Below are 12,589 nucleotides of genomic sequence, written 5' to 3'. Positions count from 1 at the left end.
CTCATGGATTTTAAGGCTTGAGAGGTATCTGTTTTAGTCCTGTCTGCTGGTCTATACCCAGCATCAGGTTCATATTGTGCACGGCTTCTGAGGCAGCACCTTTTAGAAGGTTGTCAATGACCGCTATGGAAATTATCCTTTTTGTTCGGCTGTCCCAAAATGGATAAATGTCACAATAATGGCTTCCCCTGACATCTTTAAGAGAGGGGGCCTTGTCCCGGATCCTGATGAAAGGATGCTCTTGATAGAAGTCATCGTACACTTTTCTCAATTGCTCTGAATCGATTTCATTTTTAGGCTTGGCATACGATGTTACTAGAATGCCCCTGTCTACCGGAAGTAGGTGGGGGGTAAACTGTACCGTCACTCCTTCTTCGCAGAGGGTTGAAAGTTGTTCTTCTATTTCTATAGTATGCCTATGGCTGCCTATACCATAGGGCTTGAAATTTTCATTGACATTGGAAAAATGAGTGGTATCACTGGCCTTGATGCCCGCACCTGTAAGCCCTGATTTTGCATCGATGATCAGCGTATCATTTTCTACAAGCTTATTGGCAAAAAGTGGAGCAACACTTAGGATAGAGGCAGTTGGGTAGCATCCCGGATTGGCAATCAATTGGCTGCTCTTTACTTTCTCTCCGGTCAACTCCGGTAAACCATATACTGCATTTGAAAAACCTTCCTGAAAGCTGTGTTTTTTTTGATACCAAGCTTCATAAACTGCAGGGCTTCTTAATCTGAAATCACCGGAAAGATCAATGATTTTTGCATTTTTATCTTTCCATCTGCCTACAAATTCCATAGATACCCCATGTGGCAGGGCAAGAAAAATGATATCCAGATCAGCAGTGTCTATAATATCAGCTTTTTCCAAAGTAAGGTCCACAATATTCAAAAATTGGGGATGAAGTTCCGAAAATGCTTTTCCGGCATGACTTTCTGAAGTAATATGTTTGATCTCTACTTCCGGGTGGGAAGCAAGTAATCGGGTGAGTTCAGATCCTGTAAAACCGGAAGCGCCAACTATGGCTATCTTATGTTTATTTCTTTTCATGATTTGGGGATTTGAAATTTTTTGATTTCCACACTTAAGATCTCTATGAATTGCTCGAGATCCTCCATAGGGATATTCAAGGGGGGGACCAGTCGAAGGACATTTATAGCAGTAGCATTGGCAATAATGCCAGCCTTGAGAAGGTTTTGCACCAGTTCGGTAGCAGGAATTGCAAGCTCTACGCCCAGCATCAGGCCTTCTCCCCGAACTTCTTTGATCACTGGGTTTGTCAGCTTCAATTCCTCCAGCTTTGCTTTGAGCCAGAGTCCTTTGTCATGAGCACTCTGGAGGAGGTTTTCTTCCACTATTACTTTTAAAGTAGCCAAGGCGGCTGAAGTCGCCAATGGATTACCACCAAAAGTAGTCCCATGGTCCCCAAACTGTATGGCTTTTGCAATTTTCTCATTGCATAAAAATGCCCCTATGGGTGTACCTCCACCAAGTCCTTTGGCCAAAGTCATGATGTCAGGTTGGATTTCATATATGTCTTTTGCAAACCATTTTCCAGTACGTGCAATACCCGACTGGATTTCATCAAAAATCAGGACAACATCTTCTTTTTCACAGAGCTCCTTTACCGATTTAAGGTAAGAAACATCAGCCGGCCTGATACCACCTTCCCCTTGGATCGGTTCTATGATTACTGCTGCCAGATCTTTGGAGATCTCGTTTTTAAGGGCTTCCAGATCATTGAATGGAACTTGGACAAACCCTTGAGGCATTGGTCCGAATCCTTCCTGATATTTGGGTTGCCCTGTAGCGATGGTTGCCAAGGTTCTTCCATGGAAGGAGTTGTGCATGGAAATAATTTTACCGCCCCGACCTATGCTGTGCGCATATCTTCTGGCGATTTTGATTGCCCCTTCTACTGATTCAGCTCCACTGTTGGTGAAAAATACCCTATCAAGACCAGAAAGATTGACCAATAACTCTGCGAGGGCCACTTGAGGTGGACTCACAAAGAAATTTGAAATATGCATCAGATCAGCTGCCTGTTCCTGAATGGCTTTGACCACCTTTGGATGACAATGCCCTACATTGTTGACGGCAATTCCTGCCAGCAGGTCTATGTATTTTTTGTTTTCAATATCCCAGAGATTTGATCCTTTTCCTTTGATGAAGGTGATAGGAATCCTTTTGAAGGTAGGAAGGTAAAACTGTTGATCTTTGGTATGTAAATCTTGGTTATGCATAGCTTAGTGAGTTAGTGTGGTTCCGGTGATTTCTCCTTTTGTAAAGAAGTCTGCTAATTTTTCCGGTTTGGTTCCATTCAGAATAAGGACATTGTGTACTCCTTTTCTTAAAGCCCTTTCGCAGGACTGTACCTTAGGAATCATACCTCCCTGTACTGTGGATCCGTATAAAGAAGGAATATCTTTGAGACAAAGGGATGCGATAATGGAATCAGGATCCGGATAGGAGGCGTATAGCCCATCCACATCTGTCAATGAAATGTAATAATCTGCTTTTAGCGCAGCTGCCATTTCTCCAGCGAAGTCATCGGCATTTACATTCATGGATTCACCTTCGTAGTTGGAAGCAACACAAGCAATGATGGGGGTAAATCCAGTTCCAAGCAGGTTGTCCACTAGTTTGGGATTGATTTCGGTAATTTCACCGACCCTGCCCAAATCCACTTTTTCCAAAATACCTTCAGTGGTTTCAACTTGAAGCGTTTTTGCTTTGGACCTGACCATTCCTGAGTCAAGTCCGGAGAGGCCGACTGCATTTATTCCTGCATGACTGAAAGTATTGACCAGATTGGCATTTACTTCCCCAATAAGTGTTTTTTGGATCACCTCCATAGCATCAGGTCTTGTTTTTCTTTGACCTAAGACAAATTCAGATTCGATATCTGCTTGGTGGAGTGCTTGGTTGATAAATGGACCACCTCCATGAACGACGCATACTTTGTGGCCTTTTTGTGTCAATTGGTAGATGACGTTTGCAATTTGCTTTTGTAAAGAAGCATTGATCATTGCGTTCCCACCATACTTGATGAGAAGCTTTGAGGCTTTCATAATTTTTTAGGTTTTATTTAGCTTTTGATTGAATATTTCATTCTTTTTATCAGAATAAAATTTTGAAAAATCGTTATATACATTTGTTTAATATCTTTTAACAAATACTATTCCATGGAGGGGAAATAAAGTTGCAAATATTGGGTTTGGGGCAAATTCCTTTAAATGATTTAATTCAGTCTTAAAATATAACTATTTCAGAATGAAGATCTTCATACTTTTGCTATAATGGCAGGTTTTGGAATGGTAATTACAATTTTGACATGCTGTCCAATCCTCAATTCGGGGAAGAGCTTGAAAAAACCTGAGTTTATACAAATACAAAAAATCATTCAAGTAAACACAGTCTTCAAAAATAGAAATAGCCCAACTGATTGGGGAAAAAATAGGGTCAGGGATTGAAAATTACCTGACCCTAAACCTTGGCTGATTTTTATCCTTTCAAAGATATTAACTGTTTTCCAAGAGGTCTTTTTGAATGAGACAGTTCTCCTGTTACTCTTCCAGATATCCGAATTTGCCCATATTGAAATCATCGATTGCCTGTCTGATTTCGTCATAGGTGTTCATTACAAATGGCCCGTGGGCTGCTATAGGTTCATTCAATGGTTCACCGCTGAGGATTAAGACCATTGACTTTTCCAAAGCCTCTACTGTGAAGTCTGTACCTTCATTTTCAAACAGGACAAAATGGTCCGTGGGTACAGTTTCTTGCCCATTGACTTTAATACTGCCTTCAATGACCAGAAGTCCGGTATTGAAATGCGCGGGGAAATCAAATTCAGCTTTTCCTCCAAATTCCAATTTGGCATTCATCATGTGGACAGGGGAGAAGGTTTCCGCGGATCCATTTACCTCTTTATATTCTCCTGCGATCACCTCAATGAAGCCACTTCCATCCGGTAATTGATATTTGTTGATTTTATCATTGGAAATCCCTTGGTATTTTGGTTTGGACATTTTGTATTGAGCAGGCAGGTTTACCCACAATTGCACCATTTGAAAAAAGCCGCCTTCCTGGCTGAATTTTTCCTCATGGTATTCTTTGTGAAGTACACCGGACGCTGCTGTCATCCACTGTACATCTCCTTCCCCAATGACTCCACCGCCACCGGAACTGTCGTGATGTGCCACTTTTCCCTGATAGGCCACAGTGACTGTTTCAAATCCTCTGTGTGGATGAACACCGACTCCTCTCGGGGTTTTGGTAGGCGAAAAGTAATGTTTGGAATTGTAATCCAACATGATGAATGGATCCATTCTCTTCATATCCATCCGATATCCGGAAGGTATGAAATTATGTACCCTAAAACCATCTCCAACAAAATGTGGGTCCTTAGGTGCTGCTACAATTTCTACTTTTTTCATGATAACCTCCATTTTTATTACACTTCAAAATTACATCAAGTAATAGCCGATTACATTGATGTATGGTAAGATCGGAAGGTTACCGAAAATTTTTATGGGCAAGTTGTTTTCTTACCCTGCTCAGACTTTCAGGGGTGATACCCAGATAAGAGGCAATCATCCATTGGGGAATTCTTAAAGTCAGGTCAGGGTAAAGTTTGATGAAGTCCAGATACCTTTCCTCAGCATTTGCCCCGATCAAAAGGTTGATTCTGTTTTGCAGTTGGCGGATATGGTTTTGAAGAATATATTCATTGTGAACCCTGAATTCAGGGCTGATGGAGGAGACTGTTTGGATAAAATTTAGATCGAAAATTACCAATTCACTGTCTTCCAAGGCATCGATGTAATAGCTCGATGGCAGACCGAAATAAAGACTGCTTCTTTCACTTATCAACCAATTTTCAGGTGCAAATTGGATGATATGCTCTTTGCCACTGGCATCTATGGAGAAAAGTCTCAGCAATCCCGACTCCACAAAAAAAATATTTTGGCAAATCTCTCCTTCACCCAAAAGTACATCACCTTTTTTGATCGATTTTCTGCTTATTTGAGCTTCTATCAAATCCATGTGTTCGGGTTTGATTTTGACTTTTTGTATTAGGTAGCTTGAAAATGGACTATACATAATTTGGTGAATATATTGATCTACTTCGGATCTAACTCAGATACAAAAATTGATATGTTGTTAATTTATAAGATCTTTTTCCCTCATCTCAATCAACAATTCCTGTCCAAAAGTGAGTTTTTTTGCTGTGGAGGAGTTTGGAGGGATGGCTTTCCAAAAAGGAGTGATTTCATCAATGCTCTTACCTAATTGAAGTTCTTCAAAAGCCGCCTCAGCTACGATTCTTAAGAATATTCCAGTGGTAACAGGACAAGTGTATTCTGCATGATATTCCAAAGCCAAATCTTTCCGTATAGTTTTGATATCGACAGAAGTTCCTTCAGGAATCTGCTTCAGATAGTCTGCAATTATTTTAGGAGAGGCGATTAGCATTAAGGCATTTTCCGGAATATCGGCGAAAGCTTTTTCGATCCTTTTTACTTCCGGTTTCTTATCAACCTTAAATTTTTCAATCCAGGATTTCTTTGCCATGTTTTTTGACCACTAATTGTACAAATGAATATGAATCAATGTCCTTTTGATAATACTATCAGTTGAATTTAAATTTTTCCAAAGTTTTATTGAAAGTAAACACAATTTACAAAACTGAACTTTGGAAAAGTTACCCTATCTAGGGCGTGCTGAAAAACGCCAACTGGAGAATAAATGCTTTAAATTTTGATGAATATCCCGTTTGTCAAGTATTTTCTTTTTAAGTAGGTGCACGCTTATTCAATGATATAACTTGATTTCCGTGCTCCTTAAAATTTCAAAATTCGAAATTTTAAGGCTAGTCTCAGGCATACCATCTTCTTCATTGGGCTCACTCGAAGTATAAGCATACATCTTCATTCGCCCGCTTTGAATCTGGCATACCTGAGACTTTTTCAGCAAGCCCTATCTAAACGACATTTAAATATGAATTTAAATCTAGTAAAAATTAGTGTTTTTAATGACCTAAAAAAGAAGTAGAATTTTGGATAAGAATTACTCGAAAGCGTAGAAAGGAATTTTTTTCGGACCTTTAGGTTCAGTTACATTTAAATCTTCGAATCGCTGCCACTACATCTTCCGGCCGCTCTTCTTGTGGGAAGTGACCTGAACCTTCAAGTTGATAAACATTTGCTTTAGGGAATCCTAATTTGAATTTTTCCAGATTTTTGGGTGTGATGATTGGATCTGCCAAACCCCAAATAAAGAGCATTGGTTTGTCTAGTAGTTTTTCTTTTTGCTCCCACAAGGTTTCGAACCAGTCCTGGTCATTTAACAATGACATCGCAAACGCCAGTGTTCCATTTCTTTCCGAAGATTTGGAAAAAGGTTTTGAGTAGTGCTTTAGTATTCTTTTCTCAGGCTTGTTGTTGGGACCAAAAGATTTGGGGAGGATATACCTTGGTGAAAAATTAAGTTTACGGTATAAGAAAGGAAGTAGTGGACTCCTGAGAATCTTGACAAATTTTTCATATTCAGGGTCTCCTTTAGAACTCCATAGCCAAGAATTCAGGATTATAATCCCCTTCACCCTCTCAGGATATTTTAATGCAACTGCGATTCCAATCGGACCACCAAAATCATGGAGTACCAATGTGATATTTTGTAAGTCTTTCTCAACAATAAATTGTTCCAGAGTCAAGGCATGATTTTGTGTGCTGTAATCGTAATCCTTTGGCTTGTCGGATAGCCCAAATCCGATATGGTCTATTGCAATACACCTTGCATCTCGTTGGAGTTCTTTGATGACCTTCCTGAAATCAAAACTCCAAGAAGGGGTGCCGTGTACAAATAGCATGACTTCTCCTTCCCCTTCATCAATGTAGTTCATGTGATGTTCATTGATCTGAAATTTACGGGGAGTAAACGGGTATTCGGTTTTATCCAGCCAGGGATGCTGTGCAACTGCCATAGGGTTTATAATTAACGTGATAAAAAGGACCAATAGACTGTATTTCATGTTTTGGTATTTACATGCAAGGTCTTATCAGAATAGGGAAAAATTCTTGGTTTATACCAAGATTAAATTTTGATCGAATTGATGAGTTTGCTGAAATTGGTGGGGTCTATGCCTAAATAAGAAGCCAGGTATTTTTGAGGGACCAGTTGTAAAAGATGAGGGCTCCGGGTGCAAAAAGATCGGAAACGTTGTTCCATATTCTCAGATTGCATTGCCAATTGCCTGTCCAAAACACCTGCTAAAATCAATTCCGTCATTTTTCTAAAAAGTGTTTCGATATCCCTATGATTCAAAAAAAGTGTCTGAAGGTCTTTGTAGCTAAGTGCTAAGACCTCCGTGTCACTCAGACACAAAAGGCTGTATTTGGAAGGTTTTTGCAAAAGAAAAGAATCGGGAATTGCACAAAAGTCAGATGGATAAGTAAAAGCCATGACATGCAATTTTTGACTGTTCTCAAAAAATGCCATCTGTACTCCTTTTTTTATAAAATAAAGCTCATTTTGAATGTTTCCTGTAACAAGAAGGTTACTTCCTTTTGAGAAATTTTTGTGTACAAAAAAAGTACTCAAAGTGTCAAAACTTACTTTTGAAAGTCTTGAAACGCTGTTTAGCTTTTCGAATAAGGGAGGATTATTGTTCATGGAGTTTTATTTGTAAACCCACCTCAACATATGTATTTTACATTTGAATTCATTCTGATAATCTGAATAAAGACCGTTTAAATCATTTTTCTCCTAACAATTTTACCTAATTAAAAGAAAATAATAAAATTTAATAATGTAACCAATTTGTTATTTTTCATATTTGTATCCATAAGATATTCAAGATTCCAACAATAGAAAATCAAGCATAACCTATATGACAATGAGGGAGTTAACTGTCAATTGTGCGAGATTTTACCTGCCCATTTTAATCCATTTATAAACACATGAAAAATAACCTTATTTCCATAGTCCTAATGACTTTCATTTTATTTGTTTGTAGGGATTTATGGTCAGATGATCAATTGGTGGGCACTTCCATTTACCTATGGAATAGGTGCAGGATTTAACCTAATTGTGGGTTGGCTATTAGCTTCTATGGTTTCTGCAAAGTGGATATTGAAATAGTAAATGTAAGGCTCAAACAATATGGAGTATTATGGAAAAGTAAAATGGATAATTTAGGAGAGGCTATTTTCTTAATGAATCCCTAGATCCATCCGATTTTCAAATTGGACCGAGACAAATCTGACCGACTGCGGACAATTTTGTTCGTTTTTTCCTGGGAAGCTTTGTGGTAAAAGTGGTTTTCGGGCTTTATCAGGTTGTTTTTGAATGGCACAATGATCGATATGGTAAAAATGCCCAAATCATCCCGTTATGCTGAAAAATACTTTCCTTACCGCAATTAGAAGTTTTCTGAAAAATAAGACTGTATCCTTAATCAATGTAACCGGACTTGGAGTAGGCCTTGCTACCTGTATTCTTTTGTTGCTGTATATATGGGATGAAGGAAGTTTTGACAGACACCATAAGCACGGAAAGGAGGTTTATAGGATTGGGATCAATTTTGGGGACTTCACTGCTGCATCCTCACCTGCACCAATGGCAGAAGGCTTTAAGTCAAACTTTCCTGAAGTTCTTCAATCGACCCGACTTTTCAAATACCCCATGTTGGAGTCTATGGTACTTAAAAGTGAGATTGATGGAGAGTTGAAGATTTTCCAAGAGCCTTTTGGATATTATGTGGATTCCACTTTTTTCGATGTATTTTCTTATTCCTTTATCGTAGGTGATCCAGAAAAAGCACTACAGGAGCCTAATACCATCGTACTTTCAAAGACGCTTGCTGATAAGCTATTTGTTGGAGAATTTACTTTGGATCAAACAATCACATTAGGATTGCCGGAAGGGGAGTTCGATTATAGGGTTGTGGGCGTTTTTGATGACAAAGGGCTTAAATCCCACATCAATGCCAACTTCCTGTTGTCCATGCAGAATACGGACATCGGAAGCTATGTGGAGCAGGAGAATTCCTGGAAAAATAACAATATGTTTCACACCTATATCAGGGTCAGCCCGGGTGTAGAGTCCCATACTGTTGAGTCTAAGCTGAACGGTTTTTACCAACAAAAGATGGGTGAGGATATTCAGGCATTGGGTTTTTCCAGCAATCTGTTCTTGCAGCCATTGGAAAATATCTATCTAACTTCTGATTTGGGCTTTGAAGTTGGGCCTACAGGTAGCCGCACCTTGTTGTATGTTTTTGGCTCTATTGGCATTTTTATTCTTTTGATTGCCTGCATCAACTTCATGAACCTTTCTACAGCCAAGTCCGGATTAAGGGCGAAAGAAGTAGGAGTTAGAAAAGTAGTAGGAGCTGATAAGAAGCAACTCGTTTTTCAGTTTTTGATGGAGTCATTGGTAATCAGCCTTTTCTCTCTTCTTATAGCTTTGATTCTGGTTTTGATACTTTTACCGGTTTTCAATCAGATTACAGACAAAGCACTTCAGTATGCTGACAACTGGAACGTGATGATTTTTGCATTGGGACTGACCATTGTGACAGGAATAATTGCCGGTCTTTATCCGGCGTTTTACTTGTCTGGATTTAAGCCGCTACAGATCCTTAAGGGAGTTACGCTCAGCAGTCAATCCACTGTTTCCATAAGAAAAGGTTTGGTTGTATTTCAGTTTGTAATATCAGTAACTTTGATAGGTTTGGTATTGGTAGTACAAAAACAAATGAGCTTCATGCAGCATTCCAGTTTGGGTTTTGATAAAGATCAGCAACTTGTACTGCCACTTCAGAGCAATGAAGCCATGGAGAACTTTTCTGTATTGAAAAATCAACTTCAAAACCAACAAGGAGTTTCTATGGTAAGCGGAGGGTCAGTGTATCCAGGAATTGAGGTTTTGCAGGACTGGTTGCTTTATGAAGAAGGAAAAACCGAGGACGATGTAGTGGATGTAATCATTGGAAGGGCTTCAGAGGATTACCTTGAAACATTGGGGATGGAATTGATCCAAGGGAGATCTTTTACTGCTGCGTATCCCGAAATGGGAAATTACCTCATTATCAATCAGTCTGCTGCGAAGGCATTTGATTTGGAAGAAGAAGATGCTATTGGGAAAATTTTGATCATGGAATGGCAGGGGCAAAAAAATGAATTTGAAATAGTGGGACTGGTAAAGGATTTCCATTTTCAAAGTCTCCATCAAACCATCAAACCTTTTGCGTGGATTCCTACCCAAAAGCCGAATTATTTGGTTGCCAAATTTGAAACAAATCAAACCGCCACGTTGCTTGCTTCCATAGAAAGAATTTGGAGAAACATCAATCCTTCAACCCCATTTTCCTACACTTTCTTGGACCAGGATTTTAAAAGAAACTATGAGAAAGAGCAGAAAACAGCCACGGTGATATTTTATTTTACAGGTGTAGCCATTTTGATTTCCTGTATAGGACTGTTTGGGCTGGCGGCCTTTACAGCAGAGCAAAAAACCAAAGAAATTGGAATCAGAAAAGTGCTTGGAGCAAGCACCTATAATATTACAGCCTTGGTTTCCAGAGAGTTTGTGGTGCTTGTTACTATTTCTGTATTGATCGCTGCTCCAATAGCATTTTTTGCCTCAGGCAAATGGTTAGAAAATTTTGCCTACAAAATAGATCTTGGTTGGAATATTTTCCTGCTCTCCGGAATCATAGCAGTCTGTGTAGCATATGCTACAGTGAGTTTTCAGGCTATAAAAGCTGCCTTGACCAATCCCGTGGATACACTTAGGTCCCAATAACAATTTGATTGAAATATAGCGTTTTCGTGGAGTCAAATCAATTACCTAATCTCAAGTTGAAAATCAGTATTTTTTTTAACTGCAAAGCAGAAGGAAACTGAAGACATGGTAACAAAGCGGAACTTGTCGGATATATTTTTGTCCTTTGAATAGAGTACTCACTAGCATCAATGGGAAGGGGAATCATGGGGGAATTCAAGACAGTTGGATAACAGAGTTAAATAAATTTTGGAGGACAAGAAACTGCTCAAGGGATTTCCTTGAGTTAAAAAATTAAAATTTATATATTGATTTATAATTTTAATTAAATTCCGAATGAAAGGGATTATTATTATTTTAATTTCATTTTTATCTAAAACCACCAAAATTAAACAATCATGAAAAATCCGATCAATGTCTCATTGCTTTACTTTGGGAGTGCCCTTCTGTGCCTGGTAATAGCCTGTGAGCCCCCCAAAAAAGAGGAACCGAAAGATAAATTAAAGGGTGTTGAAATCCCTTATCAAAAAAATGAGCTCGTGTTTTCTTATCAAAATGAAAAAAATGCCCATTTCCTTAGAGACTCTGTAGAAAGTTACATTTACAGTAAATTTACTGATGCAGTTAAAGTGGTCTGTAATGATTGTATCAATTTGGTAGAGCTATACAGAGCTGAAAATCTTGAACATTACATTGAAGAGATTCTGGGAATCTTTACAGATGGGCACGGAGAAATAAAAACAGCCCGACCCATAAATGTTGCAGGAACCACAGGAGATGGAAGCTTAGCAGTATCTTTAAATTATTTATTTGAAGTTGAGCAAAAAGAAAATAATACGGGTAGAAATGTTTTAAACCCTTCATACTTTACCTCTAGGAAAAACCTTGTAATAGCAACTTTAGATTCAGGTTTAGATACTGACTTTTTCCCTAAAGATTATTTGAAAAAGGTGGAAACACTGGGCAATTGTTATTCTGAAAATTCCTTGGGCTGGAATTTTACCGGCTCTGAGTTCAATGATGATTTTCACGATGAAACCGAATCCAAGCATGGAACAGTAGTGAACCTATATATGCTGGAAGAATTAATTGCTGGTAAGTCAGAAATTCCGGAGTTTTTGCCCATCAAGGTACTGGACAAAGATAATAAGGGTTCTCTATTCTCATTATTGTGTGGATTACACTTTGCCAAAAGCCAAAAGGCCGATTTGATCAATATGAGTTTAGGATTTTATGACAACATGGAGTATCAGGATTTTCCTGGCAGCAAACATCCAATTATGGGGCATTTAACACGAGGTTTTTTGGATGGTCATCAAATGTTGATGGTGGCTGCTGCTGGAAATGTTATTGAAGAAGGTCAGGAGAGAAATTTGGAAAGGAATCGTTTCTATCCAGGTGTACTAAGTAATATGGGGGAAAAAGATACTTCCAATGTTATCACGGTAACCACTACTGGAATTGATCGTCAAAATGTTAGCCCCAACCAAAATTATTCCAGTAAATATGTGGATGTCGCTATCCGATCTGATGAGGGTTATGGCTATAGGTTGCCATTTGTAAATACCCAAAATCATGAGGAACTGATTGCAGGGTCTTCCTTCGCCACGGCAATCATGACTGGTAAAATCGCTGTGCGATGGGATGATTCTTTCCGAAATATTAATTTTCAAAGAAGCCCGAAAACCGATTGGATAAATGAAGTTCTCCCTCCAGAAGGTCCTGTGAATCCTCAACTTAGCAATCAAGTTAACAGAGGAATTTCTTATATTAGGTTGAACAACCGGCAATAAT

Annotated in this window: 10 protein-coding genes; 2 read left to right on the top strand and 8 right to left on the bottom strand. The window is 38.8% G+C overall.

Annotated elements, in window-relative coordinates; genetic code table 11:
- Window positions 1-10: 10 nt before the first annotated feature.
- From argC to EGN73_RS12660, 8 genes are all read right to left on the bottom strand, one after another.
- Entirely contained in the window at window positions 11-1,054 is a 1,044-nt protein-coding gene (gene argC / locus EGN73_RS12695; RefSeq protein ID WP_219290336.1) for an N-acetyl-gamma-glutamyl-phosphate reductase, read from the bottom strand.
- Entirely contained in the window at window positions 1,051-2,247 is a 1,197-nt protein-coding gene (locus EGN73_RS12690; RefSeq protein ID WP_219290334.1) for an aspartate aminotransferase family protein, read from the bottom strand. Before EGN73_RS12690 ends, argC begins: the two co-directional genes overlap by 4 nt.
- Window positions 2,248-2,250: 3 nt before the next feature.
- Complete coding sequence (gene argB, locus EGN73_RS12685; protein WP_219290332.1) at window positions 2,251-3,075, bottom strand: acetylglutamate kinase; 825 nt, start codon at window positions 3,073-3,075, stop codon at window positions 2,251-2,253.
- 495 nt (window positions 3,076-3,570) lie between these two features.
- Window positions 3,571-4,443: a pirin family protein gene (locus tag EGN73_RS12680; RefSeq protein ID WP_246611568.1), complete on the bottom strand. Its 873-nt coding sequence runs from the start codon at window positions 4,441-4,443 to the stop codon at window positions 3,571-3,573.
- 79 nt (window positions 4,444-4,522) lie between these two features.
- Window positions 4,523-5,053 carry a Crp/Fnr family transcriptional regulator gene (locus EGN73_RS12675; RefSeq protein WP_246611567.1) on the bottom strand — a complete coding sequence of 177 codons (531 nt, stop codon included), beginning with the start codon at window positions 5,051-5,053 and terminating at the stop codon, window positions 4,523-4,525.
- Between the two features lie 117 nt (window positions 5,054-5,170).
- Entirely contained in the window at window positions 5,171-5,581 is a 411-nt protein-coding gene (locus EGN73_RS12670; protein ID WP_219290326.1) for a hypothetical protein, read from the bottom strand.
- Between the two features lie 538 nt (window positions 5,582-6,119).
- Window positions 6,120-6,992, bottom strand: a complete 873-nt coding sequence (locus tag EGN73_RS12665) for an alpha/beta fold hydrolase (protein ID WP_219290323.1) — start codon at window positions 6,990-6,992, stop codon at window positions 6,120-6,122.
- Window positions 6,993-7,102: 110 nt separating this feature from the next.
- Window positions 7,103-7,681, bottom strand: a complete 579-nt coding sequence (locus EGN73_RS12660; RefSeq protein ID WP_219290320.1) for a Crp/Fnr family transcriptional regulator — start codon at window positions 7,679-7,681, stop codon at window positions 7,103-7,105.
- A gap of 720 nt (window positions 7,682-8,401) precedes the next feature.
- Here EGN73_RS12660 and EGN73_RS12655 point away from each other — a divergent pair.
- Together EGN73_RS12655 and EGN73_RS12650 are read left to right on the top strand one after the other, a co-directional pair.
- Window positions 8,402-10,816, top strand: a complete 2,415-nt coding sequence (locus EGN73_RS12655) for an ABC transporter permease (RefSeq protein WP_219290318.1) — start codon at window positions 8,402-8,404, stop codon at window positions 10,814-10,816.
- A 377-nt stretch (window positions 10,817-11,193) separates the two neighbouring features.
- Window positions 11,194-12,588: a S8/S53 family peptidase gene (locus tag EGN73_RS12650; protein ID WP_219290316.1), complete on the top strand. Its 1,395-nt coding sequence runs from the start codon at window positions 11,194-11,196 to the stop codon at window positions 12,586-12,588.
- Window position 12,589 lies beyond the last annotated feature (1 nt).

The organism is Arthrospiribacter ruber (genome assembly GCF_019343195.1).
In the GTDB taxonomy this organism is placed as follows: Bacteria; Bacteroidota; Bacteroidia; order Cytophagales; family Cyclobacteriaceae; genus Arthrospiribacter; species Arthrospiribacter ruber.
The sequence above is the reverse complement of the archived record's forward strand: the minus strand, read 5'-3'. Positions and strand labels throughout refer to the sequence as shown.